We start from the raw sequence: 24181 nt of genomic DNA on the forward strand, positions 1-24181 counted from the left end.
GCTCCCCGCTTCAGCCGGCCAGCATGCCGCCGCCGCAATGGGCGCCGTGCACGCGGATATCCGCCTCGCCCAGATGCAGGCCCAGCGTCGTCAGCGTGCCGTGGACGATCGCATCCAGCGGCTCGGCGATGGTGCCGAGCAGATCGCCCACCGCCGTGAGCAGCGGCCCGGGCAGGATGAGGCCCAGCGTCAGGACCTGCACTTCCAGATCGAGATTGCCGACCAGCGTGCTGACCAGCGACCCGGCGATGGAACTGGTGCCGACCCGCTTGACGGTGCCGCGCTCCACATCGAGGCCGGTGAAGCTCACCTGCGTGTCCGACAGGTTGCCGATGTTCACCTGGGCGCGCCCGTTCACCCGGATCAGCGCGGCATCGATGATCTTTGCCCGCGACAGCTGCGGCGTGCGCGAGAAGTCGTTGAAGTCCGCATCGCGCATATGGCCGATCCAGGCTTCCGCGATGCCCGGCCGGGCGGCCACGGTCACCCGGGACGGCCCGCTCGACGTGCAGGCCATGGAGGCGAGCTGCGCCTGCGCATGGGCAAGGTCGATCATCAGCGGCAGGTTGACGCTGAGGTTCTTCAACAGCCCCTGCCCGCCGACGGACGCGAGCAGCCGAAGCCGCGCCTGCGCCGTCCGCACGCGGGTCGAGTTGGGTCCGATGGCGATCATCGCCGTGTGCTGCGGCATCTCTCCGATGGCAAGGTCGAGCTTGAGGGAGAGCAGGCCCGGCACCTCGGCGCCGAGATCGACCTGCACCTGCCGCTTGCCGTTGGCGAGGATCGCCGAGGACGACAGGATCTGCATGGCCGAGACCCGCGCATCGAAGCCGGGCGCCGGATCGCCGATGGCCACGCTCGAGAACGGCCCGAGATCGACCAGCGAGGACAGCGGCACCTTTGCCCCGAGGCCGCCGCCGAGCAGCAGCCGCCTCAGCGCAAGGTTGGCGGCGGCATCGCCGTTCTCGCCCGTCACCTTGGCCATCGCCGCGACGATGTCCCCGGCGGTCACCGAGGCATCCACAACGTCCTGGAACGTGCCCGCCTTGAGATTGATCTCGGAGGCGACCGCATCTATCACCTGCGCCACCTGCACATCGGCCGAGGCCAGGCCCTGATAATCCATGACCGTCAGCTCGACCCGGGTTCCCAGCATGTTGCCAAGCAGCTGGTTCGCAACCCCGTCGCGCAAGGCGAGCAGGCGCGTTCCCACGGAAAAGGCGGCAAGCTCGGCATTGGCCGCCATGGACCGCACGCCAAGGGTCGCCGACTGGGCACTGAACACCTTGGCGAAGTAGAGCCGTCCGGCCTTTTCCAGCGACACCTGCACCGCGTTGTAGGGCGTGGCGTTGGCGGCAAAGCGCCGGGTGTGGTCGACCTGCGGATCCGCCGTATAGCGGCCGCGCACGACGGTGTAGCGGGCATCGACGTCATTGGCGGCGAGGGTCGCGGCAACCGCAGCCTCAGCCCGCGGAATGTCCGATGCGCCGGCGACGGCGGCGATATCGGCGACGCCCTGCAAGGTGCGCCGCTCCAGGTAGAGGGAGGCCATGTCGATGGCAATGGCCAGCAACCCCATCATCACGAAGAAGAAGAAGCCGGTCATGATGGCGATCGAGCCGTCGCGATTGCGCGAAAACCCGCTAATGCCGCGCCAGCGCGACGGCCGCCGACGGGCTTTCGCACGTGACAGGGAGGACGAGCAGGACGGAGGGGGGAAAGACATGGTCGGTCTCCTGCTCAATAGCCGCCGCGCTTGATCACGGCGACACGCCGGATCGTCTGGCTCGGCAGCGGAAGAATGGGCCCCAGCGTCCAGATCGGCAGGCGGCTGGCGTCGTAGACCACCGCCACCTTGAACTGGGTGACGTCGCCTGCGATCGGGCCTGCATCGACCGTGACACTGCCGGCATCGATCAACGCGTACTGGCCGGCGTTGCGCTGTACGTGCTCGGTGACGATGCGCACCCGCTCCTGATCGGACAGGCCGGCAATCGAGGCTCGCGCCGCATCGGCAGCAAGCTGGGCGACACTGTGGGTCGCCCCGAAATAGATGCCGTACGCGATGATCCCGAGCATCACCAGAATGAACACGGGAAGCACCAGGGCGAACTCGACCGCCGACGCGCCCGATCTTGCACGCAGAAAGTGTTTCAGAACCGCAAGCATCTCTGCCTCCATTCGCTCAGAATGGTGGTGCTGCACGTTATCGGCCTGCAAACTGTCGTTGCCGCGATGAATAATGACCGCCGCACAACGCACATTCCGAGGACTTCAAATCGATCCTCAGCAGATACTGGATTCACAGGTCGCAACAAATGTGCCTGAAGCACCGTACATATAAGTATAGTACCGAATGCCCTCTAAAATTGTGTAAACGTTTCTGTGCGTTAATAATTTCACCGTGCAACAATTTAGCAATTCCGAATGACCACAAGAGAACAGGCCAATTCTCCCGCAGAGGAAAGCAAGGCTATCCATCTGATGCAACTGACGGTTTTACGCCTCGCATCCAGAAAATCGAGGTGATTTCTCGCCTTGCAGGCGAAAATGAAATTGCTGTCCAATCCGGTGAACGCGGCTCGAAACAGAGCAGCGATCACGTTCGCGGCCGGCTCCGTGCGCCGGGCAACAACCCGACGCGCGACCACAGGCCACGGCACCCGGCAGCCCGCCCACACAGGGCACCACGAAGGGCACCACGATATGGCTTGAGGCTAACAAGCGAGGAGGACGGCAGAGCCGAGCGCTCATGTCGTCATGTCGCAGCCAGAATGACCCAGGCCACGACGCAAAACACGCGCCGGGCTGGGCCGCGGCGCGTGTGAGAGGACGTTCGGATTTGAAGGCAGAGCCCGCTGTCGCGGATGGGCTCCTAGGTCGTGGACTCATAATTGTGCCGGAAACGGCGTCTGGCCCGGCAATGATATGCCAGGAGGAGCGTGATGGCCGGGGCAGCCCCCCCGGCCGAGCGGTCCGACGCCGCAGATCGCAGCTCGCCCGACGCCCTTCGGGTATGCCGGTACCCGCCGGCAACAGCGTCGCAAGACCTTGAAAACCGGACGGTTTCCTGCGGACTTGCTCCTTGTATCCAGACAGGCTCGCGCAGACCGTTTCTCGCCAGAATTATGAGTTCACGACCTAGTGCTTGCTTTCGATCAGGAGATAGTGCGTCGGGCCGCTCTCGATCAGCGTCACCCGCATGCGCTTGCTCCGCGTCACGCCGTCGAAGCCGCTCACGGTCGCCTGCAGCGGGGTGTTGCCGCCCTTGCGCGCATGTTCGATCAGGCTGACGAAGGTCTTGGGATGCAGCATCGTCTCGGTGATCGGAGCCGATTCCATCAGCTGCTCGGTCACCGCGAAGGTCTTGCGCGCCGCGGTGTTGGCCGAGACCAGCATGCGCGTGCGCACATCGATCACGAGCATCGGCGCATGCACGCAGTTGAAGATCTGCTGGAAGTCGACCCCGCGCTCCTTGACCTTCGACGCGGAAAACACCACGCCACCGAGCCCTGCCGACACCCGGAACGGGATCACGTCGAAGGTCAGCGTGAAGGAATCGCCGCTGGCCAGGAAGAAGCGCTTGCTGCCGTCCATCGGCGCTCGACGCGCCAGTGCGGTCAGCACCACCGAGGCAAGCGTCTTGCCCACGCGATTTGGGATATGCGCGATATTGCGGCCGATGCACAGCGACGTGTCGCCGATCTCGAACAGCTTGTTGAAGGCATCGTTGGCGTAGCGCAGGTAGCCGAAACTGTCGACGACCAGCACCGACTTCTCGCTGTCCTCCACCAGATGGCGAATGAGCGGCGCGACACCGCGCACCGCCGTGCCGTTCGCCTCGTCCTCGACCTCCGCGCCGGACACGGCGATGACGAAGGTTCGCCCGCCCTCGACCTGGTAGCGCATCGCCACCAGCGACAGGCCGGCGCCCAGATCGTCGCCGCCAAGCTCGATCGGGCCGGCCGTGCCGGTCTTCACCGCCTGCTGGATGAGCCCCAGGATCTGCTTCTGGTCGTTCTGCGCCATATGGCGCAACGCCGTCGAGAGCGAGGCCTCGTTCAGCCCCGAGCGATGCTCGAAGTCGAGCGAGCGCGGCTCCAGCCAGATGACGCGCTTCGCCTGGATATCGACCGTGAAGAAGGACAGGCCGGCAACCGACATTGCCGGCGCCCCGCTGCCCGCACCTGCCGTAACGGTCGCAGCCTCGCCATCCGCCTCGGTCGCGGTCACAGCCGCCGGCCGGGCAGTCTTCTCCATTGCATCCATCTGGCTTTTCCGGTTGCTGTCGAGCGGGCCGGAATCGGCACGCGCATGACCTTGATCTGTCTTGAAACCGATCCTGTCAAAAAAGCTCCTGATATTCGGTAAAGGGGCCGCGCCAAATTTACAGGATCTGTTAACCGGACCGCCACGGTTCTGCCGCGAAATGACACCGGAAGCGCCCGATTGGCGGCTTTGGGAAGTCCAACTCGCCGGTCACTTTCTCCCCATCAGGCAAGTCCGATTGGACGGAGAAAAGTCATGCGTTCCACATCCCGATCGTCCCGCACCCGTTCCGGCTCCCGTTTCGGCAAGACGTTCAGCGCCCTTGCCATCGCCATCCTCGGAGCTTTGCCCGCCCTGCTGATCGCCTCCAGCGCCCGCGCCTCCGGCAGTCTCGTTGTCGAGGACTGGACGATGGGCGCCCTGCTCGCCGCCTTCGGCAGCATGCTGGTGCTGGTGACCGTGCTCGGCAAGCGCCTGTCGCACGGTCTTCTGGCCAGCATCCGCACCCGTTCGCACGACCACAGGAATTCGTGATGCGTACCCTTTCCCTCGGCACAGCCACGGGCCGCAGCGCCCGTGCCTCCACCCGCAGCCGGAGCGATGAGGAGCGGGCCGCGATGCTGCTCGCCACTGCGGTCGGCGTCGGTCTGCTCTTCGCCGCCTCCCTGACCCTGTTCGGCGGGCCGCTGACCCATTCGCTCAAGGATCTCGCTCCGCCCCAGGCCGCCGCTGGTCAGGACCGCTGACCGGCGCGGGGCGCCTTGCCCTGCCTCGCTGATTGTCGCTCCCGGCCCGGCCCCGCATGTCGCCACTGGCAAAGCGTTCCGCCAACGCGTAGGCTCGGTTCGGCATGCCGCCCGCAGCCTTGGCGGGGATAACCCGCCGGCACGTGGCACACCCTTGCGATGGATCAAGGTGCCGACTGCGGCCTTGCGGCAAGTGTCTGGACAGGGACGGACTTTCGGCACGCGACTGCACGGCGCAATCCCCGCGCCAGCCAGGCCGACACCGCCCCGCGCAAGACGGGAGCTGAATGCAAGCCATGGCGGTCAATCTGACACTTTCTCCGGCAACAATGCGCATGCTGGTCCAGAAGGCCCGCGCAGCCTCGGCCTCGGATCTCGACGGCGGCTACGAAGACGGCCGCGACCGGGAAATCGAGTTCGACGCGGACACGCTCCAGGACAGCCATGCCCACGACGGGCTCGCCGAAGAAGAGACCGACGACCTGTCGGCCGAGGAACTGGCCGAACTGATCGCGGATCTTAACGTCGATGAAGCTGCCGAACTCGTCGCCACCGTATGGATCGGCCGCGGCGACTACGAGCCCGACGATTTCGACCAGGCGGTCGACGATGCCCGCGACAGGGCGTTCCGCTCCACGGCCAAGTATCTGATCGGTATGCCGCTTTTCGCCGATCACCTGGAAGCCGGCCTCGACGCGCTGGATCTTTGACGGACGTAGCGTCACCCACAGGCACAGGCGAATTCTCTGGATATCCCTCTTTCTGCGCCCCAACGGGATTTACACATTGTTAACCATGACGGTTAACTCTTCGTTGGCGAGAGAAGAGGTCGGAGACACCGCATGAGCTTCACGGACCGTATGCAGGCAGACGAGAAGGCCGGCCTTCAGGCCGATACGCTGAGCGTACAAAAACCCTCGCCCTGGCCGATCGCCCTTCGCGTCACCAGCGCCGCTCTCCTCGTCACCCTGGTCTTCTGCTACGCCTTCCCCAACGGCTGATTTCCGCCGCTCGATCAAGCCGCTTGCGGCCGCTTCGCCTTTCCGGTAGCGCAAGCTGATGAGCCGCACCCTCGCCAATACGCTTCTGCTTCTGACTGCCCTGATCTGGGGCTCCGCGTTCGTGGCGCAGGCCACGGCGATGCAGCATGTCGGCCCCCTCACCTTCACCGGCATCCGCTTCCTGATGGCGGCGCTTGCGGTCCTTCCCTTCGCCATCGCCGAAACGCGCCTGCGCCGCGACCGGCCGCTCGACCTGCGGACCGCCGGCGCCTTCACCGCGCTCGGACTGGTGTTCTTCGCGGCGATCTCGCTGCAGCAGATCGGCCTGCTCACCACCACCGTGACCAATGCCGGCTTTCTCACCGGCATCTATGTGGTGTTGACGCCGCTGGTCGCGCTGCTGGCCTTTCGCGAAAAGCCGCATCCGGTCGTTTGGCCCGCCTCGCTGGTCACGCTTAGCGGCATCTACCTGCTCGGCGGCGGCGCCTTGTCCGCGCTGACCACGGGCGATGTGCTGATGCTCGTCTGCGCGGTCTTCTGCGCGCTGCATGTCGGCATGATCGGCAGCGTCGTGCGCCACTGCGCCCGCCCTCTGCTTCTTTCGGTCTGGCAGTTCGCGGTGGTGGGAACGGCGGCGATCATTCCCGGCCTGCTGCTCGAGCCGGTCAGCATCGACGCGGTGCTGGCAGCCGGTCCCGAACTGCTCTACACCGGTCTCGTCTCCGGAGGCCTCGCCTTCACGCTGCAGGCCATCGGCCAGCGCTGGACACGGGCGGCGGACGCCGCGATCCTGCTGTCCTCCGAGGCACTGTTCGCCGCTCTGTTCGGCGCGCTGTTGCTGGGCGAGCGGCTCGGCCCGGCAGGCCTTGTCGGCTGCGTGCTGATCTTCGCCTCGATCCTCGCCGTCCAGCTGGTGCCGATGCTGGTGCGGCGCCCGCGCGAGATCGTGGCCGCCCCTGCCATCGTGCCGCCCGTCCCGGCCGAGACCGAGCCGGCCAGCCCGGCCTGACCGCACGGGAGACGAGACAATCGTGACAAAGACCGCTTCCGCACCCGCCCTTCCCTATTCCGGCAGGATCGATGCGCTCGACGTGGCGCGCGGGCTCGCGCTCGCCACCATGGCCGTCTACCACTTTTCCTGGGACCTGAAATGGTTCGGCGCGGTCGACTGGCCCGTCGATTCCGGCCTCGGCTGGCGGATCTTCGCCATGGCCATCGCGGCGAGCTTTCTCTTTCTCGTCGGCGTCGGGCAGGTCCTCGCCCATCGCAGCGCCTTGCGGCTGGACCGCGCCCTGCTGCGGGCGGGCAAGATCGCCCTTGCCGCCGCGGCCATCAGCCTTGCCACCTATTTCGCACTCGCCGAGCAATATGTCCGCTTCGGCATCCTGCATGCGATCGCGGCCGGTTCGCTGCTGGCGCTGCCGGCGCTGCGCGCGCCTCTCTGGCTGGTGGGCGGGCTGGCGCTGGCCGCGCTCGCCCTGCCGAGCGTCGTATCGCTCAGCTTTCCCGGCGATGCCTGGCTCGTGTGGACGGGCCTCATCGCCGATCCGCCGCTTTCGGTCGATTACGTGCCGCTGCTGCCCTGGATGGCGGCGATCCTGGCGGGCATCGTCGCAGGCAGGCTGGCGCTCGCCTCCGGGCTCTTTGCGCACCTCGCGGCCTGGACGGCACAGGGACCGGCGACACGCCTTGCCGCACTTGCCGGCCGCCACTCGCTGCTCGTCTATCTCGTCCACCAGCCGATCCTGTTCGGCCTGGTCTGGACGGCAGCGACCCTCGGCCTGACGCCGGACCGCACGGCGGAGACCTTCGTCGAACAATGCGTGCAAAGCTGCACCATCACCGGGGAGGAGGCCGCCTGCCGCGCTACCTGCAGCTGCACGGTGGAGGCCCTTCGCGCCGACGGCACATGGCAGGCCCTGCTCGCCCGCCCCGAGGACCCCGGCCTCAACGACCTGCTGGCCGAGCGCTATCGCATGTGCCGCTTGCAGGCGAACTGAAGCCGCTTTCACCGGAACGTGACACAGGTCACTTCGCCGACCGCCTCAACCCGGCATTCTCGTGCTACACTTATGAGGCGATTGGGGAATATCGCGAGTGACGACGGCGATGGCACATACCGGCCGGCTGACCAGCCGGACCGGCAAGAGCCGGGACGACCGGATGGGAGCCCTTGAATGATCCGGCAGGAATGGACCGTCGGCCTGATGACCGGCACGGTGCTGGACGGCAATATCGACGTGGCGCTGCTGCGCAGCGACGGCGAGACCATTGCCGAGTTCGGCCCCTGGACGCTTGCCCCCTACCCTTCCGACCTTCGCCCGCTGCTGGTCGAGACCCTCGCCCAAGCAGCCGACTGGGGCTTTTCCGGCGACGAGCCGGAGATCTTCGCCAGGGCCGAAGCCCGCATCACCGAAGCCCAGTCCGAGGCCGTCGCGACCTTCCTGGAGGATGTCGGCCTGCCGCGCTCGGATGTCGCCGCCGTCGGCTTCCACGGCCAGACGGTGCTGCACCGCGCGCCCGCGCCGCAGCGGGCCGGCCGGACGCGCCAGCTCGGCGACGGCGCGGCGATGGCCCGCCGGCTCGGCATCACCGTCGTCAACGATTTCCGCAGCGCCGACATGGCCGCCGGCGGCCAGGGCGCACCGCTCGCCGGCATCTATCACGCTGCGCTGCTGAAGCGCGCGGATGCCGGTCCGGAGACCGCGGTGCTGAACCTCGGCGGCGTTGCCAACATCACCTGGGTCGATGCCTCCGGCGTGCCGCACGCCTTCGACACCGGGCCGGCCAATGCCCCGCTCAACGACTGGATTGGCCGCAAGGGGCGCGGCAGCATGGACCGGGACGGCCGCCTCGCCGCCGCCGGCGCGGTCGACGAGGCTCGCCTCGCCCGCCTGCTCGAGCACCCCTATCTCGTCGCGCCCTACCCCAAGTCGCTCGACCGCAACGACTTCACCTCCGCCATGGCCGACGGCCTGTCGGATGAGGACGGCGCGGCGACGCTGACCGCCTTCACCGCCGGCGCCGTCGCCAAGGCGCTCGACCGGCTGCCCGCCCGCCCGCAGCGGCTGGTGCTGTGCGGCGGCGGCCGCCACAATCCGGTCATGCGCAACGAGATCGCGGCGCGCGCCGGGGTCGAGGTGCTGATGTCGGAGGATTTCGGTTGGCGGGGCGATGCGGTCGAGGCCGAGTGTTTCGCGCTGCTCGCCACCCGCACCTTGCGCGCCCTGCCGATCAGCTTTCCCACCACGACCGGCGTCGCGAGAGCCCAGGGCGGCGGGGTGATCCACGCAGCAACGGCGCAGGCAAAGGCAGGCAGCCCATGACGCTGCGCCTTCCCGAAAGCCTGCGACGGCGCCAGCCCGACGATCCGCTCGGCGAGATCTTCCGCGAAGAGGCCGAGGCCGAGCGCATCGCGACGCTCGTGCGCCTCAACAAGGCTCTCGCAAGCTCGCTTCAGCGCCTGCAGGCGAGTGCGCGCCGGTTCCACGAGGCGGGCCCCGAGACACGCGAGGAGGCCCGCAGGCGCTGGCGCCGCCGCCATGCGGAAGCCTGCGAGGCGCTGTGGAACGTGCTGATCCAGCGCGAGATATGCGGCCTGCGCCTGCATGACGCCTTCCTGCGCGAATTCGAAGTGCCCCGCTCGGTCCATCTGCTGATGGGGCCGGTGGCGACCGCCATCGACCCTCCGGATCCGCTGCCACCTGCCGAAGCCGCCCTTACCGCAAACGACCGGATGCAGCCCCCCGCATGATCCCCTCTTTCCCCCTCGCCAAGCTCAGGTCGTGGACCCGGCGCAACACCTCGAGAAATGTTCGCCTGCGCGAAAGCAGGGGCATGCAACAAGCCTTCCCACGGATCGGCTCGCCGGTATATGGACAGGGTATCTCACACGCTCAGCGCCGGACAGCCGTGGCAACCATGACCAGACTTCTTGCCCGCAGCCGGAAAACGGCTGTCAACGCGGCGCTCGCCACCCTGCTGCTCGCCTTCATGCCCGCGCCGGACGGGCCGGACGGCTTTCCCGCGCTGACCAGCGAGGCGAAGGCGGCGACCACCGTGCCGCCCGGCAACCGTCATGCCTCGCAGCCGCGCATCCCCTTCGCCTCGGCCCGCCGCACCGCGGCCGGGAACTCCGGCTACGACGCCAAGTTCGACCGCATCGTCGGTGTCCTGCGCCGCGACAGCCGCCTGATCCGCGACATCAAGCGTGTCGCCGGGCTCTACGGCATCGACCCGGTTCACATGCTGGGCGCCATCGTCGGCGAGCACACCTATAACTACGACAGCCTCGACAGCGCTCAGTCCTACTATGTCAAGGCGCTGAGCTATGCGGGCATCCGCATGGAATTCTCGCTCGGCGGGGAGCATGTCGAGGACTTCGTCAAGCGCCCGCAGTTCGAGCGCTGCAATGCCGGGCGCAAGGACACCAACACGCTCTGGAACTGCTATCAGCGGGTGTGGAACAGCACCTTCCGCGGCAAGCGCGTCGACGGCACCCGCTATCCCGAAAAGACCTTCAACGAGGCGTTTTTCCAGCCGCTTTTCGCCGGCCAGAGCTTCGGGCTGGGACAGTTGTCGCCGCTGACCGTGCTGATGATGAGCGACAAGGTCGCCAGGACCAGCGGACTGGACAAGCTTTCGCCCGGCAACGAGCAGGAAATCTATCGCGCGGCGATGGATCCGGGCCGCTCGCTCCACTACATGGCCGCGATCCTGCGGGATGCCATCGACGCCTACAAGGTGGTGGCGAATGTCGACATCTCGAAGAATCCGGGCCTGACCGCAACGCTCTACAATCTCGGCGATCCCTGGGCGCGTGCGTCCGATTTCCGGCGCCGGCGGGCGGCGGGGACGCAGACCTGGCCGGTCGAAAACTACTATGGCTGGCTGGTCAACGACAAGATCGAGGTGTTGCGCGGCCTGCTGTAACCAGGCCGCGCCGAACGCCGGGCAGCGTCCTCGATCTGCGGGGCGGGCCGCCGCCGGTCACGCCCGGCGGCAGAGCACTCTCACCTCAGATACGGATTGGTCCGCCGCTCATGGCCGATGGTCGAGGCCGGGCCGTGGCCGGGCAGGAAAGTGACGTCGTCGCCGAGCGGCAGCATCTTGTCGCGGATCGACGCGATCAGCGTTTCGTGGTTGCCGCCCGGCAGGTCGGTGCGCCCGACCGAGCCCGCGAACAGCACGTCGCCCGAGATGGCGAAGCGCAATTCCGGATCGAAGAACACCAGATGGCCCGGCGCATGGCCGGGGCAGTGCAGGATCTGGAAACTGCGGCCGGCCATGGTGAGGTCGTCGCCTTCCGACAGCCAGGTATCCGGTTCGACCGAGCGCACGTCGCCGACGCCGAATTCGCGCGCCTGCTGCTCCACCCGCTCCAGCAGCGGCCGGTCGGCCTCATGCGGGCCGAGCACCGGCACGGACAGGCGTTCGGCCAGCTCGGCTGCTCCGCCCACGTGGTCGATATGGCCGTGGGTCAGGACGATCTTCTCGACCTTGACCCCATGCTCCTCCAGCGCACCCAGAATGCGGTCGACATCGCCGCCCGGATCGATCACCGCACCGGCCTTGGTTTCGCGGTCGAAGATGACGGAGCAGTTTTGCTGGAAAGCGGTGACCGGGATGACGATGATCTGGATGGGGGGCTCCTGGCCCTGCTGTTCCGACATGACGGCTCCCGTCGACTGAATGGGATGGATGGGCCGGCGGCTGGGCTGCGGCGGCCTGGGTTGCGGTCGCTGCGACGCCTGCCCCCCTCTGCAGAGGGCCGTCGCAGGCACAGGCGCTCAGGTAACCCGCCGGCGGTCGGTCTGGCAACCACCGGGCGCGGAAATGACCGGCTGCGGGCACGGCACCTGTCATTTCGATCAGGGCAAATGCCGCGCTGCCCCTCCCCGCTTTCGGAAAAACCCGCCAGAGACACGGCCTGCAAGGGTTTTCCTTGCCCGGATGGCTTCCAAGACCGTATGATATACGCGCGGTTGGCAAGGCTGGGAGCGGTGCGCGGGTGTCGAAAGCGTGAGTTCGGGCGGTTCGGCAAGACACAAGTCATCGAAATTGGTCACGCTGCACGGTCGCAACTGGCTTCCTCTGGGTAAGTCGTGCGACGGAGTGTGGCTGACAGCCGCATGTGGAACCCGACGTGGCAAGGACTGAGAAGGCAGCCCTGCGTCGGACGATGAAGATCTGCGAGTCTGCCGGAGCAGCAGGCTCTTACAAGGTGATGTGAACATGGAAGACTGGCGTTCGGACAATCGTCGGCAGGGAAAGCGGCGCGGCGGTTCGAAGGACTATGGTGGGGACGCGGACGAATTCGGCGCTGGTTTCGACCACGGCAAGCGCAACAAGCCCGAACGGGGCGGACGGCGCGACAGTTTCGGCGAAGCCGGCTGGACCGCCCCGGAGCCGGGCTTCGTTCCGGAAGAGCCCTTTGCGTCCGGTGATCGCTTCGGTGGCGGTGGCGACCGCGGCCCGCGCGGCGGCGGCGACCGTTTCGGCGGTCCCCCGCGTGAAGGCGGCGGCGACCGTTTCGGCGGCGGTGATCGTGGTCCGCGTGGCGGCGGTGACCGCTTCGGCGGCGGCGGCGATCGTGGTCCGCGCCCCGGTGGTGGCGACCGCTTCGGCGGCGGCGGCGATCGTGGCCCGCGCCCCGGTGGTGGCGACCGCTTCGGCGGTGGCGGCGATCGCTTCGGCGGCGGTGGCGACCGTGGCCCGCGCGGCGGCGGCGACCGCTTCGGCGCTCCGCGTGAGGGCGGTGACCGCTTCGGCGGCCCGCGCGAGGGCGGAGACCGCGGCCCGCGTCGCGGACCTCCGGTGGAGCGTGGCCCCCGTCAGACGGGTGTCGTGAAGTTCTTCAAGTCCGACAAGGGCTTCGGCTTCATCATGCCGGACAACGGCGATGCCGACGTCTTCGTGCACATCTCGGCGGTCGAGCGCTCCGGCCTCACCAGCCTGGACAGCGGCCAGCGCGTCTCGTTCGAGACCGAGCCGGACCGGCACGGCAAGGGCCCGAAGGCCGTCGAACTGAAGATCGAGGAAGGCGGCGACGAGGAGGCATAAGCCGCCTTGCAAGTCCGCTCCTCGCCGGGTTGCCGCGCCTTTGGGCCTGCGGCACCCCTGCGAACAGAGATGACGGCGGCCAGCGATGGCCGCCGTCTTTCGTTTCTCCCCGCGGCACTGTCGCCCGGCCCGTTCGCGGGAACGGCCGGTACCGGTCCCCTCTTCAGCCGCGTTCACAGCCGAGCCTCAGCGACACCGGAAGACTTGCAAGGCGGGCGGCAAGCAGCCATAGACCGGACATGATCGACATTCGCCCCTTCACCCCCGCCGATATCGACGGAGCGCTCGCCGCCAACGAGGCCAGCCTGCCGGCCGTCAACAGTCTCACGCCGGACGAACTGCGCGCGCTCGCCGCCCAGAGCCGCCATACGCTGGTTGCCGTGGGGCCTGACGGCGTCATCGGACTGATGGTCTGCCTCGACGAGACCGCCGACTACGACAGCCGCAACTTCGCCTGGCTGAAGGAAAATCTCGGCAGCTTTTCCTATGTGGACCGGATCGCCCTAGCGCCCGCCGCGCGCGGGTCCGGGACCGGAGAGCGGCTCTACCGCGAGCTGCTCGCCCTGCTCGCCGCCGATCCGGACAGGGTTGGCCTGCCGCTGGCCTGCGAGGTCAATACGCGGCCGGCCAATCCGGGCTCCCTGCGCTTCCACCAGCGGCTCGGCTTCGCGGAGATCGGCGCCAACGACCACGGCGACAAGGCGGTCGTCTACCTGGCCCGGGCGGTGATGCCTGCGGAACAGCAAGGAGTTTCAGCGTGAACTATCGGCACGCCTTTCATGCAGGCAATATCGGCGACGTGCTCAAGCACGCGGTCCTGGCCCGCATCCTCACCTATCTCAAGACCAAGGACACGCCGTTCCGGGTCATCGACACCCATGCCGGCCTCGGCCTCTACGACCTGACCAAGGGCGATGCCCAGCGCACCGGCGAGTGGAAGCAGGGCATCGCCCGCGTGCTGGAGACCCCGCAGCCGCCCAAGGTGGCCGAGCTGCTGGCCCCCTGGCTCGACGTGGTGCGCGAGGTCAATGGCGGAAGCGGCAAGCTGACGCTCTATCCCGGCTCGCCGCTGCTCGCCCGCAAGCTGATGCGCGACCAGGACCGGCTGACCGCGACCGAGCTGCACCCGCTCGACGCGGCCAAGCTCGCCGAACTCTTTGCCGGCGATTACCACACCAAGGTGATCGAGCTCGACGGCTGGCATGCGATCAAGAGTTTCGTCCCGCCGAAGGAAACGCGCGCCCTCGTCGTCGTCGATCCCCCCTTCGAGGAGCAGAACGAGTTCGAGCACCTCGCCTCCGGCCTCTACAAGGCCTGGCGCCGCTTCGGCACGGGCGTCTACATGGCCTGGTATCCGATCAAGGACCGCAAGCTGGTCAAGCGCTTCTACGACGCCATGTCGGTGTCCGGCATCCCCCGGATCTCCGTCGCCGAGCACTTCGCCGGCCGCCCGGGCGCCGACAAGCCGATGGCCGGCAGCGGCCTGATCATGATCAACGCCCCGTGGGTGCTGCGCAGCGAGTTGCAGACGCTGCTGCCCTGGCTGACCGAAACCCTGCAGCAGGGGCGCGGCGCCGAGTGGAAGGTCTTCGACCTGACCGGAGAATAAGCGCGGGGCGTGCGCATGAAGCCTCCCGGTCATGCGCACGCTTGACCGGGACAGCCCGCTGACGCATCGTCCACGGGTCCAGATCTGGCCGCCGAGGAGACCCCCGCATGACCGATTTTGCCCGCCCGCTTCTGCGCAGCCTGTCCGGCGCCGTTCTGGCCGTCGCGCTGGCCCTGCCGGCGGCCGCCGGCGAGCGGCCCTATTTCTCCTGGAACGGCGAGCCGCGCGTGCCCGACTGCGAGGCCATGTCCGTGCAGGGCGCTGTCATGGGCCATATCGCCGGCGCCGACCCGGTCTATAGCGGAGGCGTCAAGATCCGCGAGATGCACCGCATCACCGAGACCGCCTACAAGGTGAACCAGCCGAGCCCCTATGCCCGCCGCTACTGCGAGGCGCGGGCGCAGATGAGCGACGGCCGCGAGCGGCGCGTCTATTACGCGATCATGGAGCATAGCGGCTTCGTCGGCGTCTCCTGGAACCTCCAGGCCTGCGTCGCCGGCGTCGACCCCTGGCGGGTCTATGACGCGAACTGCCGGACGGTTCGCCCCTACTGAGCAGCCCTCAACACGGCAGGACCGGCATGATGCGGCAGACCGCCCGTTCGCTGCTCCGGCAGTGCATGGCCTGCGTGAGGACGGCAGTGCTTGCGATAGCGGCGTTTGCCCTCCCCGGCGCCGCGCCTGGCAGGGCGGGCGAGGCGGGCCGCTTCGACTACTACGTGCTGTCGCTGTCCTGGTCCCCGTCCTATTGCGCCCGCGCCGGACGCTCTGCCGATCCGATGCAGTGCCGCGCCGTGCGTCCCTTCCGCTTCGTCCTGCACGGGCTGTGGCCGCAATACGAGCGCGGCTATCCGGAGTTCTGCGGGACCGCCCAGGGCCGCGACCTCTCCCGCCGCACCGTCGACGGCATGCTCGACATCATGCCGAGCCGGGGGCTCGTCCGGCATCAGTGGCGCAAGCATGGCAGCTGCAGCGGGCTGAGCCCGGAGGCCTATTTCGATCTCTCCCGCAAGGCGCTGCAGAAGCTGCGGATCCCGGCTGCCTTCGATAGCCTGGAGGCCGGCGGCCGTGTTGCGCCGGACGCGGTGGAGACCGCCTTCCGCCTCGCCAATCCGGGCCTGCGCGACAATGCCATCGCCGTCACCTGCGAGGCCGGACGGCTGAGCGAGGTGCGTGTATGCTTCACGCGAGACCTCCAGTTCCGCTCCTGCCGCTGGGTCGACCGGCGCGGCTGCACGCAAAGGCAGATCAATGTCCCCGCACCCGGCCGCTGAACGACGCAAGCCGCCCGCCCGCCTTTCCGCCCTGGCAACGGCCGCCGCCGTCTGTATGCTGGCAGTGCTTTCCTCCGCTCCCGCCGGCGCCGAGCCCTTCGGCGACTGGCAGCTGGACTGCGCAACGCGCGAGGCCTGCCGGCTGGCGACGCAAGGGCGCGAGGAACTGACCGGCGAGCCGCTCTTCGCCCTCGCCCTGTCGCCGAGCGGCGAGGCACTGGCGCTGGAACTTGCCGTCGGTGGCCCGCGCCCGGACGACAACCGCGCCATGCAATGGGAGGTCGACGGCAACCTCGTCCATGTGCTGCGGCCCGGCGAGTTCGCTCTCCATGGCGACGCCCGCCGTTTCTTCGTCACCGATGCCGGGGCCGGGCGCAAGCTGCTGGACGCGCTGCGCGGCGGCACTCGCCTGCGCATCTCCTACCTCGATGCCGTCGCCGAGGCGCATGACGCGGTCTTCTCGCTGGACGGGTTGACGGCCGGGCTGGAGGCGATGGCCGGACAGCTGAAACTGCCCGCCGCGCCGAAAGTCGCCGCACCCGCGCTTCCCGTTGTTGCCGCCCCCTCTCGCAGCGAGGCGGTCGCCGCGCTCGGCATTCCCTACGCGGTGCTGGAGCGCCATGCCCGCAGCAGCGACTGCGAGGCAACCGACAGCGATGCCTTTCGCAACGTCGGCATTCCCATCGGCGCATTGGGGCAGACCGCGGTGCTCTACGCCATTCCCTGCACGGTGTCGGGCAAGACGGTGACCTATCGCCTCTACATGCGCGACACCGGCGAGATCGGCGGCATCGAGACGCTGTATTTCGCCCTGCATGATCCGCGCTTCGGCTGGACCGGCACCGACCTGCTGTCGAATGTCCGCTTCGACCACGCCGCCGGTGTGCTGGCGGCCGAATATGTCGGCCCGGGCGACCGCGTGTGCGGCTATCGTGCCAGCTGGATCTGGCAGGACCATGCCTTCAGGATGGAACAGTTCGAGGGTCCGGACGATTGCCGCGACGCCTCCAGGCCGGGGAGCTGGGCGCGCCAGCATCCCCGCTGACGCGAAAACGCCTCAGCGGCGCAGCATCCCGTCGATCTTCTGACGCACGATGTGGGGCGATGCCTTCAACGGGTCCGTCACCATGGCCAGCATCGGTGTCTGGTCGGAGATCAGCTCGTTGACCGCCTGATGGTAGCGGCTGAGCGGCAGGTCGACGATGTCCGGACGATAGGGGGCGAGCGAGGGGCCGGAAACCGCGTAGATCGCGGCCGACAGGCAAAGCGCCTTGCAAAACGCTCCGAACGGAGAGTGAAGCGCGAGCCGCATGTCGGATCCTTGGCGAGTGGCGGGCAAGGGACGAAAAGGGCCGTACAGCCCCGGTTGTCGCCACGCTAGGAACCCGCCTTTAACGAGACCTTACCGCCGCCCCGACAATTCGTATCAACAACGCGCTGAAACCTCTGTTGTTTTTCAACCCGTGGACAGACAACGCAAAACCGCGTTAACCAGAGATCGTTGCCGGCAAGAAAGTTCGCTCGGCAACACCGCACCCCTCCGCCCTGCCGCAGGCGCGTCCTGCGACCGGGCTTCCCGCTCCGCAGCACCGTTCCCGCGCCACAGCAACACCGGAGGCTCCCCCGTGCTCGTGCTTCGCTCTTCCCCGCCCTCTCCCTTCGGCCGCAAGATCAAGATCGCAGCGGCAAGCCTCGGCCTGAAGGACCGTCTCAAGGTCGAGATGACCGACACGCTCGATCCGCAGGATTCGATCCGCGGCCAGAACCCGCTCGGCAAGATCCCCGCCTTGGTGCTGGAAGGCGGCAAGGTGCTGTTCGACAGCCGGGTGATCCTGGAATATCTCGACCATCTCGCCGGCGGCGGGCGGATCATTCCGAACGGCGAGACCCGCTTCGACGTGCTGTGCCTCGCAGCTCTTGCCGACGGGCTGATGGATGCCGCCCTGCTGCAGGTCTACGAGGCGCGCTTCCGGCCCGAGGAACGCCGCCATGCCGACTGGCTGGCCTATCAGGGCGAGAAGGTCACCCGTGCGCTCGCCGTTCTGGAGGCGGCCCCGCCGGCAGCGGTGCCGGCCGGCGGCATCCCCGATGTCGGCCAGATCGGCGTTGCCTGCGCGCTGGGGTATCTCGACCTGCGCTTTGCCGGCAGCTGGCGTACCGACCATCCCAAGCTCGTCGCCTGGCTCGATGCCTTCGAGGCAGCCGTACCTTCCTTCGCCGAGACGCGCATCGCAGCCTGACGCAGTGCCTCAGGCGAGAACAGGATATCCGAGCGCGGCCGCCCGTCGGTCGCGCTCGGCGATGATGCGGTAATCCTCCGCAGCGAAGGCCGCAAAGCCGTGCAACGACAGCGCCGTGCGCAGGTCCTGCGGCGCGGCCGCAATTGCCGCCGCCACTGCCCGACGCAACAGCGGCACGCGGCCGCGATTGGCCAGCGCCGTGATCATCGGCAGGCCCGGCGTCGGCGGCGTGGACAGCAGCACCCGCACCCTGGATGCCGAGGGCTCATGGGCCTGCGCCAGCCGGTAGCTCATCGCATCGAGCGTTGCCGCATCCGCCTCTCCTGCGGCCACGGCCTTGAGTGCGGCCCGGTGAGATCCACTCTCCGTCACCGACGAGAAGACGGCTCTCCCCCCGGCGACGGGCGCGAGCAGGTGGCGCAGCGCGCCCTCCCCCGATTGCGAGCCGGGATGGTTGTAGGCAAACCGGCGCCCACGGAGGTCATCGAGCGACGCCGCCGTGTCCCCCTCGCGCACCACGACGACCGAACAGTAATGGCCGGGCGGGCAATCGGGCAGGCCGTAGTCGGGCGACCCGAGCACGCAAACGCTGTCCATGAGATGGCGCACCAGGGGCAAGCCGCAGGTCTGGCCGAGCAGCAGGGAGGGATCGCGCCAGCCGTCCATCAGCGCGCGGCCGCGCTCCAGGCGCGCAGGCGCATCGAACCCGAGATCCGCCAGCGCCTCGCGCAGGAGCGACCACAATCGGTCGGTCTGCGCGCGGACCTCCGGCCAATCGTACATCGGCAGGAAGGCGAAGGGGGCGGAACTGTCGGGGAATGGGATGCGGGGCAAAGGGAACCTCTCTGGCGCGGTTCCTCCAAGGCTAGAAAGCCTTCACGCGCCTGGCAAGGCGCGTAAAACCGTCCGGCATCGACCGGACGGCCCTTCAAATGCGACAAGGGGAGCCGCGATGCGGCTCCCCCTGGCGTCAGTTCTATCCGGGAGGGGATCAGAACTTGTAGCTGAGACCGAACCGGACCTGGTTGCTGTCCAGCTTGTTCTTGTAGGTCTGGCCACCGAGACCGAAGTTCGTGTCGCCGTAGTCCTGATACTGGTACTCCAGGCGAGCCGTCACGTTCTGGGTGACAGCACCCTCGACACCGGCACCCGCCGTCCAGCCGATACGGGCCACGCTCTCGGACGCGCCGTTGGCCGAGGCATCGACGTCGGCGATCGCAAGACCACCGGTACCGTAGACCAGGAAGCGGTCGAAGGCCCAACCGGCGCGTGCGCGCACCGTGCTGTTCCAGCTGCTCGAGGTCTTGTAGTTGACGCCGGCGACGGTGCGGGAGTTCTCGATGTCGCTGAGGCTGAAGTCGGCTTCAGCGCCCAGCAGGAAGTTCGGCGTGACCATGTAGTTGTAGCCGGCATGGACACCGCCGGTGACGCCATTGTCATTGTTGTTGAACCGGCCGGTTACCGCGTTGGAGACACGATAATCGGACCAGTTCCAACCGAGATGCCCACCGAAATAGAACCCCGACCAGTCGAACCGCTCGGCCGGAACCGGATCCGAGTAGGTGTAGGGCTGTTCGGGCTGCGGAAGGTCGGCCGCGAGAGCCGGGGCACTCGCCGCAAATGCGGCGGCCGCAGCAAGGCCGGCAGCAGCTAGACGCTTCATGTGAATACTCCAGTTACCACGTGGAACAAGCGGACATGCGGGATTGCATCCCAGACACGCCCGGCCCCCCAGACAGTGACCTATGACGGACGAATGTGGCACCGCCCCAGACGAAATGGGGAGATCCCGTGGCAACAAACGATTTTTCGGTGACATGGTAACCGGTTGGTTACCATGGTGCATGGGCAGTTTCGACAGGGGTCACTGCGACCGGACGCGGAACAACGTCCCGAAGACCGGGCTTTTCATCTCCGGGCAAATGCATATATAGGGCAGGTCTTCAGCCGGTGGCGCGGGCACCGGAGCTGTGCTCCGCGCAAGGCCCATCGCCTTCGCTGGCCGCACGCTCGACAATCCGTCCACCTATCAGCCGGGTGCCACAGCTTCATGCTCATCGACTATGTCAGCCTCGTGGGAGGCCTCGTCGTCCTGATCGTCGCCGGTGACGTTCTGGTTCGCGGGTCGGTAAGCATCGCCGAGCGGCTTGGCATTCCAACCCTCGTCATCGGACTGACCATCGTCGCCTTCGGCACCAGCGCACCCGAGCTTGTGATCTCCCTGGGCGCAGCGCTCGATGGCCTGTCCGGCATCGCCATCGGCAATGTGGTCGGCTCCAACATCGCCAACGTGCTTGCGGTTCTCGGCCTGCCGGCGCTGTTCGCCGCAACGTCCTGCAACGAGAACGGCGCGGTCAGGAACTCGGTGTTCATGGTGGCGATCACCGCCATCTTCATCGGCATGGCGTTCCACAGCCCGCTTTCGCGCTTCGATGGCACGATCCTGCTGATGCTGCTGGCGCTGTTCCTGTGGGAATCGGTGCGCGCCACCCGCAAGCATCGCGCCCAGAATGGCGGCGCTGCAGCGGTCGCCGACGGGGATGGCGACGAGGAGCTTCCTTTCGACGAAGTCGAGGGTGTGCCGGAGAATGTCGGCCTCGCCATCCTGTTCATCGTGCTCGGCCTGATCGGCCTGCCGCTGGGCGCGCATTTCACCATCGAGGGCGCCTCGGCGCTGGCCCGCAACTGGGGCGTTTCCGACGCGGTGATCGGCCTCACCGTGGTCGCTCTCGGGACGTCGCTGCCGGAGCTCATGACCTCGCTGATGGCCGCCATTCGCGGTCACGCGGCCGTCGCGCTCGGCAATGTCATCGGCTCCAACATCTTCAATCTGGTCGCCATCATGGGCATCACCTCGATGGTCGTGCCCCTGCAGGTGCCGCCGGAGGTCCTGCGCCTCGACCTGTGGGCCATGCTCGCCTGCGCATTGCTGGTGCTCGCCTTCGCCGCGTTCAAGGTGACCATTCGCTGGCCGTCCGGTATCATTCTTTGCGCGTTGTACGCCCTGTACATTTTCGTCGTGTTCCAGACGGGCAAGGTCGCCTGATCGGGCTGTCCCGAATTCGCGTAAGACCCGCTGACATCTCGTCCATTTCGACAACCAGCGAGTCGCCATGTCCGTTTCCCAGATGCCTGCCAGCAACGCGCAGTCCCCCGTGGCCCTGGTGACGGGCGCCGCCCTGCGCATCGGCCGGTCCATTGCCGAGGATCTCGCGGCCAATGGCTTCCAGGTGGCGATCCACGCCCACCGCTCGCTGTCGGAGGCAGAAGCGCTGGCAACCGACATCGCCGCGGGCGGCGGCCGTGCCTGCATCGTCGCCGGCGACCTGACCCAGCCCGAGACGCCGGGGCGGATCATGGCGGCCGCACGCACGCAGCTCGGCCCCGTCCGCCTGCTTGTCAACAGCGCCTCGATCTTCGAGAAGGACGAGATCGGCGAGCTGGAGCTGGAGCGCTACGAGAAGCACATGGCGATCCACACCCGTGCGCCGATCTTCCTGACCCAGGAAATGGCGAACGCCCTGCCGGAGGGGATGACCGGGCTGGTGGTCAACATCATCGACCAGCGCGTGTGGAAGCTGACGCCGCAGTTCTTCTCCTACACCCTGTCCAAGGCCGCGCTGTGGGCGGCGACGCAGACACTGGCGCAAGGGCTCGCCCCGCGCATCCGCGTCAACGGCATCGGTCCGGGCCCGACCCTTGCCAACACGCGTCAGCAGGCCTCCGATTTCGCCCGCCAGGCGGAGGCGGTGCTCCTTCGGCGCGGACCTGCGCTGGAGGAGTTCGGCCGCACCATCCGCTATCTGTGGGAGACGCCGTCGATCACCGGCCAGATGATCGCCCTCGATGGCGGCCAGCATCTTGCCTGGGAGACCCCGGACGTCGTAGGCATCGCGGAATGAACGGACGCAACAACGACCTTCCTCCCGACGACGACCTGCCCGACGACCTCGACGCCGACGAGGCCGCCGAGACCGGGGATGCGGGCGCGGGCGAAAGCGCCGGGGACGGCGACGGGCGGGTGCCCATGCCCGTCTTCGAGGCGGAGCCCTCGCCGCTCGGGCCGGACGCACGCGGCGTCGACGTCATCGCGCATGCCGTGCGAAGGCTGCCCCTGGGGCCGGGCGTCTACCGCATGCTCGACGAGGACGGCACGGTTCTCTATGTCGGCAAGGCGCGCTCGCTGAAGAAGCGGGTGACCAGCTACACGCGCCTGCAGGGCCAGTCCAACCGCATCATGCGGATGATCATGGCCACCGCCTCGATGGAGTTCGTGACCACGGGCACGGAAACCGAGGCGCTGCTGCTCGAGGCCAACCTGATCAAGCGCCTGCGTCCGCGCTTCAACGTGCTGCTGCGCGACGACAAGTCGTTTCCCTACATCCTCGTCACCGGCGACCACGAGGCCCCTGCCCTCGTCAAGCATCGCGGCGCCCGCCGGCGCAAGGGCAGCTACTTCGGCCCCTTCGCCTCCGCCGGCGCGGTCAACCGGACGATCACTGCGCTGCAGAAGGCGTTCCTGATCCGCAACTGCACCGACAGCTACTACGCCAACCGCAGCCGCCCCTGCCTGCTCTACCAGATCAAGCGTTGCGCGGGCCCGTGCACCGGCGAAATCGACCAGGAGGACTATGCCGGCCTCGTCGCGGAGGCGAAGTCCTTCCTGTCGGGCCGCAGCCAGATGGTGAAGAAGGATCTCGCGCACCAGATGGAGGCGGCCTCCGAAACGCTCGATTTCGAGCGCGCGGCGGTCTATCGCGACCGCCTCGCGGCCCTCTCCCACATCCAGTCGCACCAGGGCATCAACCCGCAGAGCGTGGAGGAGGCGGACGTCTTCGCCATCCACGAGGAAGGCGGGCAGTACTGCATCCAGGTGTTCTTCTTCCGCACCGGCCAGAACTGGGGCAACCATGCCCTGTTCCCGCGCGCCGACAGCTCGCTCGGCGTTGCCGAGGTGCTGGAGAGTTTCCTCGCCCAGTTCTACGACGACAAGCCGGTGCCGCGGCTGGTGTTGCTGTCGCACGAGATCGAGGAGCGGGCGCTGCTCGCCGCCGCCCTGACGGAGCGCGCCGGCCACAAGGTCGAGGTGGCGGTGCCGCAGCGCGGCGAGAAGCGGGAGCTCGTGGAGCACGCCCACAAGAACGCGCGCGAGGCGCTCGGCCGCCGGCTGGCGGAGACCAGCAGCCATGCCCGCCTGCTCAAGGGCGTCGGCGAGGCTTTCGGCCTGGGCGCAACGCCGCGCCGCATCGAGGTCTACGACAACTCCCACATCATGGGCACCAACGCGGTCGGCGGCATGATCGTCGCCGGCCCGGAAGGCTTCGCCAAGGGCCAGTACCGCAAGTTCAACATCCGCTCGGAGGAGCTGGTTCCGGGCGACGACTACGGCATGATGCGCGAGGTGCTGACGCGGCGCTTCTCGCGCCTGCTCAAGGAGCATGCCGACGAGCGCAAGGCGGCAACGCCTGCCCCCGAAACGGCGAACCCGGACGAGGAGACGGCCGAGGACACCAGCGCAATTCCGGCCTGGCCGGATCTCGTCTTCATCGACGGCGGCCTCGGACAGCTCAACGCGGCGCGCGAGACGCTGACTGCGCTCGGCATCGAGGACGTACCGCTGGTCGGCATCGCCAAGGGGCCGGACCGCGACGCCGGGCGCGAGAAATTCTTCGTCCCCGGCAAGCCGTCCTTCATGCTGCCGGAGCGCGACCCGGTGCTCTACTTCGTGCAGCGCCTGCGCGACGAGGCCCACCGTTTTGCCATCGGCACGCACCGGGCGCGGCGCAAGAAGGACATCGCCCGCAGCCCGCTCGACGAGATCGCCGGCATCGGCCCTGCCCGCAAGCGCGCGCTGCTGCGCCACTTCGGCACGGCGAAGGCCGTCTCCAAGGCCGGCATCGACGACCTGATGGCGGTCGACGGCGTGTCGGAAACGGTCGCGCGCACGATCTACGACCACTTCCACGAATAACGCGCGCGCC

General features: G+C 67.7%; 26 protein-coding genes. 19 read left to right on the forward strand and 7 right to left on the reverse strand.

The features are described from left to right. Nucleotides 1-10: 10 nt before the first annotated feature. From GH266_RS07290 to GH266_RS07300, 3 genes are all read right to left on the reverse strand, one after another. Nucleotides 11-1726 carry a TadG family pilus assembly protein gene (locus GH266_RS07290; protein ID WP_158193302.1) on the reverse strand — a complete coding sequence of 572 codons (1716 nt, stop codon included), beginning with the start codon at nucleotides 1724-1726 and terminating at the stop codon, nucleotides 11-13. Nucleotides 1727-1740: 14 nt separating this feature from the next. Then, nucleotides 1741-2169, reverse strand: coding sequence for a TadE/TadG family type IV pilus assembly protein (locus tag GH266_RS07295; protein ID WP_158193303.1), 429 nt, complete (start codon nucleotides 2167-2169; stop codon nucleotides 1741-1743). Between the two features lie 972 nt (nucleotides 2170-3141). Beyond that, on the reverse strand, nucleotides 3142-4269 hold the full coding sequence (locus GH266_RS07300) for a PAS domain-containing protein (RefSeq protein ID WP_158193304.1): 1128 nt from the start codon (nucleotides 4267-4269) through the stop codon (nucleotides 3142-3144). Between the two features lie 255 nt (nucleotides 4270-4524). Here GH266_RS07300 and GH266_RS07305 point away from each other — a divergent pair, with 255 nt between their 5' ends. The 9 genes from GH266_RS07305 to GH266_RS07345 all read left to right on the forward strand — a co-directional run bounded on the left by GH266_RS07305 (nucleotide 4525) and on the right by GH266_RS07345 (nucleotide 10948). Beyond that, a complete protein-coding gene (locus GH266_RS07305; RefSeq protein ID WP_158193305.1) occupies nucleotides 4525-4803 on the forward strand; it encodes a hypothetical protein in 279 nt (92 codons plus the stop codon). Beyond that, on the forward strand, nucleotides 4803-5015 hold the full coding sequence (locus GH266_RS07310) for a hypothetical protein (protein WP_158193306.1): 213 nt from the start codon (nucleotides 4803-4805) through the stop codon (nucleotides 5013-5015). Before GH266_RS07305 ends, GH266_RS07310 begins: the two co-directional genes overlap by 1 nt. A 296-nt stretch (nucleotides 5016-5311) precedes the next feature. Continuing rightward, nucleotides 5312-5725, forward strand: coding sequence for a DUF3775 domain-containing protein (locus GH266_RS07315; protein ID WP_158193307.1), 414 nt, complete (start codon nucleotides 5312-5314; stop codon nucleotides 5723-5725). A 132-nt stretch (nucleotides 5726-5857) separates the two neighbouring features. Next, entirely contained in the window at nucleotides 5858-6016 is a 159-nt protein-coding gene (locus GH266_RS07320) for a hypothetical protein (protein ID WP_158193308.1), read from the forward strand. 58 nt (nucleotides 6017-6074) lie between these two features. Then, nucleotides 6075-7025 (forward strand): DMT family transporter, encoded by a 951-nt coding sequence (locus tag GH266_RS07325; RefSeq protein ID WP_158193309.1) that lies wholly within the window; start codon nucleotides 6075-6077, stop codon nucleotides 7023-7025. A gap of 22 nt (nucleotides 7026-7047) precedes the next feature. Then, nucleotides 7048-8016 carry a heparan-alpha-glucosaminide N-acetyltransferase gene (locus GH266_RS07330; protein WP_199270469.1) on the forward strand — a complete coding sequence of 323 codons (969 nt, stop codon included), beginning with the start codon at nucleotides 7048-7050 and terminating at the stop codon, nucleotides 8014-8016. Nucleotides 8017-8193: 177 nt separating this feature from the next. After that, complete coding sequence (locus GH266_RS07335) at nucleotides 8194-9342, forward strand: anhydro-N-acetylmuramic acid kinase (RefSeq protein ID WP_209001562.1); 1149 nt, start codon at nucleotides 8194-8196, stop codon at nucleotides 9340-9342. After that, a complete protein-coding gene (locus GH266_RS07340) occupies nucleotides 9339-9770 on the forward strand; it encodes a hypothetical protein (RefSeq protein WP_199270470.1) in 432 nt (143 codons plus the stop codon). The genes GH266_RS07335 and GH266_RS07340 overlap by 4 nt, the downstream gene beginning before the upstream one ends. Before the next feature lie 167 nt (nucleotides 9771-9937). Beyond that, a complete protein-coding gene (locus GH266_RS07345; protein WP_342354292.1) occupies nucleotides 9938-10948 on the forward strand; it encodes a DUF1402 family protein in 1011 nt (336 codons plus the stop codon). 80 nt (nucleotides 10949-11028) lie between these two features. Here the strand turns inward: GH266_RS07345 and GH266_RS07350 are convergent, their stop codons facing one another. Then, entirely contained in the window at nucleotides 11029-11688 is a 660-nt protein-coding gene (locus GH266_RS07350) for an MBL fold metallo-hydrolase (protein WP_158193310.1), read from the reverse strand. A gap of 562 nt (nucleotides 11689-12250) precedes the next feature. Between GH266_RS07350 and GH266_RS23595 the strand changes: the two genes are divergently transcribed. From GH266_RS23595 to GH266_RS07380, 6 genes are all read left to right on the forward strand, one after another. Next, on the forward strand, nucleotides 12251-13078 hold the full coding sequence (locus tag GH266_RS23595) for a cold-shock protein (protein WP_158193311.1): 828 nt from the start codon (nucleotides 12251-12253) through the stop codon (nucleotides 13076-13078). Between the two features lie 239 nt (nucleotides 13079-13317). Beyond that, nucleotides 13318-13839: a GNAT family N-acetyltransferase gene (locus GH266_RS07360; RefSeq protein WP_158193312.1), complete on the forward strand. Its 522-nt coding sequence runs from the start codon at nucleotides 13318-13320 to the stop codon at nucleotides 13837-13839. Continuing rightward, nucleotides 13836-14687, forward strand: coding sequence for a 23S rRNA (adenine(2030)-N(6))-methyltransferase RlmJ (locus GH266_RS07365; protein ID WP_158193313.1), 852 nt, complete (start codon nucleotides 13836-13838; stop codon nucleotides 14685-14687). Before GH266_RS07360 ends, GH266_RS07365 begins: the two co-directional genes overlap by 4 nt. Nucleotides 14688-14794: 107 nt before the next feature. After that, nucleotides 14795-15241: a cytoplasmic protein gene (locus tag GH266_RS07370; protein WP_158193314.1), complete on the forward strand. Its 447-nt coding sequence runs from the start codon at nucleotides 14795-14797 to the stop codon at nucleotides 15239-15241. A gap of 86 nt (nucleotides 15242-15327) precedes the next feature. Further along, a complete protein-coding gene (locus GH266_RS07375; protein WP_244953787.1) occupies nucleotides 15328-15960 on the forward strand; it encodes a ribonuclease T2 family protein in 633 nt (210 codons plus the stop codon). A 55-nt stretch (nucleotides 15961-16015) separates the two neighbouring features. Continuing rightward, nucleotides 16016-17005 (forward strand): DUF1176 domain-containing protein, encoded by a 990-nt coding sequence (locus GH266_RS07380; protein WP_158193316.1) that lies wholly within the window; start codon nucleotides 16016-16018, stop codon nucleotides 17003-17005. A gap of 12 nt (nucleotides 17006-17017) precedes the next feature. On the opposite strand, the gene GH266_RS07385 is transcribed toward GH266_RS07380, so the two are convergent. Beyond that, nucleotides 17018-17272, reverse strand: coding sequence for a hypothetical protein (locus GH266_RS07385; protein WP_158193317.1), 255 nt, complete (start codon nucleotides 17270-17272; stop codon nucleotides 17018-17020). Nucleotides 17273-17585: 313 nt separating this feature from the next. Between GH266_RS07385 and GH266_RS07390 the strand changes: the two genes are divergently transcribed. Further along, nucleotides 17586-18200, forward strand: a complete 615-nt coding sequence (locus GH266_RS07390; protein ID WP_158193318.1) for a glutathione S-transferase family protein — start codon at nucleotides 17586-17588, stop codon at nucleotides 18198-18200. A gap of 9 nt (nucleotides 18201-18209) precedes the next feature. Here the strand turns inward: GH266_RS07390 and GH266_RS07395 are convergent, their stop codons facing one another. After that, complete coding sequence (locus GH266_RS07395) at nucleotides 18210-19034, reverse strand: phosphate/phosphite/phosphonate ABC transporter substrate-binding protein (protein WP_158193319.1); 825 nt, start codon at nucleotides 19032-19034, stop codon at nucleotides 18210-18212. Between the two features lie 157 nt (nucleotides 19035-19191). Continuing rightward, nucleotides 19192-19863, reverse strand: coding sequence for an outer membrane protein (locus GH266_RS07400; protein WP_158193320.1), 672 nt, complete (start codon nucleotides 19861-19863; stop codon nucleotides 19192-19194). Between the two features lie 387 nt (nucleotides 19864-20250). Between GH266_RS07400 and GH266_RS07405 the strand changes: the two genes are divergently transcribed. The 3 genes from GH266_RS07405 (at nucleotide 20251) to uvrC (ending at nucleotide 24171) form a co-directional block, all read left to right on the forward strand. Continuing rightward, nucleotides 20251-21246 carry a calcium/sodium antiporter gene (locus GH266_RS07405; RefSeq protein WP_158193321.1) on the forward strand — a complete coding sequence of 332 codons (996 nt, stop codon included), beginning with the start codon at nucleotides 20251-20253 and terminating at the stop codon, nucleotides 21244-21246. Between the two features lie 67 nt (nucleotides 21247-21313). After that, entirely contained in the window at nucleotides 21314-22102 is a 789-nt protein-coding gene (locus tag GH266_RS07410) for an SDR family oxidoreductase (RefSeq protein ID WP_158193322.1), read from the forward strand. Next, nucleotides 22099-24171, forward strand: coding sequence for an excinuclease ABC subunit UvrC (uvrC, locus tag GH266_RS07415; RefSeq protein ID WP_158193323.1), 2073 nt, complete (start codon nucleotides 22099-22101; stop codon nucleotides 24169-24171). The genes GH266_RS07410 and uvrC overlap by 4 nt, the downstream gene beginning before the upstream one ends. Nucleotides 24172-24181: the final 10 nt, after the last annotated feature.

Source organism: Stappia indica (assembly GCF_009789575.1).
Lineage (GTDB): Bacteria > Pseudomonadota > Alphaproteobacteria > Rhizobiales > Stappiaceae > Stappia > Stappia indica_A.

Coding starts and splice junctions, on each gene's coding strand:
- GH266_RS07290 (WP_158193302.1), bottom strand. CDS start 1,726: ATGTCTTTCCCCCCTCCGTCCTGCTCGTCCTCCCTGTCACGTGCGAAA.
- GH266_RS07295 (WP_158193303.1), bottom strand. CDS start 2,169: ATGCTTGCGGTTCTGAAACACTTTCTGCGTGCAAGATCGGGCGCGTCG.
- GH266_RS07300 (WP_158193304.1), bottom strand. CDS start 4,269: ATGGATGCAATGGAGAAGACTGCCCGGCCGGCGGCTGTGACCGCGACC.
- GH266_RS07305 (WP_158193305.1), top strand. CDS start 4,525: ATGCGTTCCACATCCCGATCGTCCCGCACCCGTTCCGGCTCCCGTTTC.
- GH266_RS07310 (WP_158193306.1), top strand. CDS start 4,803: ATGCGTACCCTTTCCCTCGGCACAGCCACGGGCCGCAGCGCCCGTGCC.
- GH266_RS07315 (WP_158193307.1), top strand. CDS start 5,312: ATGGCGGTCAATCTGACACTTTCTCCGGCAACAATGCGCATGCTGGTC.
- GH266_RS07320 (WP_158193308.1), top strand. CDS start 5,858: ATGAGCTTCACGGACCGTATGCAGGCAGACGAGAAGGCCGGCCTTCAG.
- GH266_RS07325 (WP_158193309.1), top strand. CDS start 6,075: ATGAGCCGCACCCTCGCCAATACGCTTCTGCTTCTGACTGCCCTGATC.
- GH266_RS07335 (WP_209001562.1), top strand. CDS start 8,194: ATGATCCGGCAGGAATGGACCGTCGGCCTGATGACCGGCACGGTGCTG.
- GH266_RS07340 (WP_199270470.1), top strand. CDS start 9,339: ATGACGCTGCGCCTTCCCGAAAGCCTGCGACGGCGCCAGCCCGACGAT.
- GH266_RS07345 (WP_342354292.1), top strand. CDS start 9,938: ATGACCAGACTTCTTGCCCGCAGCCGGAAAACGGCTGTCAACGCGGCG.
- GH266_RS07350 (WP_158193310.1), bottom strand. CDS start 11,688: ATGTCGGAACAGCAGGGCCAGGAGCCCCCCATCCAGATCATCGTCATC.
- GH266_RS23595 (WP_158193311.1), top strand. CDS start 12,251: ATGGAAGACTGGCGTTCGGACAATCGTCGGCAGGGAAAGCGGCGCGGC.
- GH266_RS07360 (WP_158193312.1), top strand. CDS start 13,318: ATGATCGACATTCGCCCCTTCACCCCCGCCGATATCGACGGAGCGCTC.
- GH266_RS07370 (WP_158193314.1), top strand. CDS start 14,795: ATGACCGATTTTGCCCGCCCGCTTCTGCGCAGCCTGTCCGGCGCCGTT.
- GH266_RS07380 (WP_158193316.1), top strand. CDS start 16,016: ATGCTGGCAGTGCTTTCCTCCGCTCCCGCCGGCGCCGAGCCCTTCGGC.
- GH266_RS07385 (WP_158193317.1), bottom strand. CDS start 17,272: ATGCGGCTCGCGCTTCACTCTCCGTTCGGAGCGTTTTGCAAGGCGCTT.
- GH266_RS07400 (WP_158193320.1), bottom strand. CDS start 19,863: ATGAAGCGTCTAGCTGCTGCCGGCCTTGCTGCGGCCGCCGCATTTGCG.
- GH266_RS07405 (WP_158193321.1), top strand. CDS start 20,251: ATGCTCATCGACTATGTCAGCCTCGTGGGAGGCCTCGTCGTCCTGATC.
- GH266_RS07410 (WP_158193322.1), top strand. CDS start 21,314: ATGTCCGTTTCCCAGATGCCTGCCAGCAACGCGCAGTCCCCCGTGGCC.
- uvrC (WP_158193323.1), top strand. CDS start 22,099: ATGAACGGACGCAACAACGACCTTCCTCCCGACGACGACCTGCCCGAC.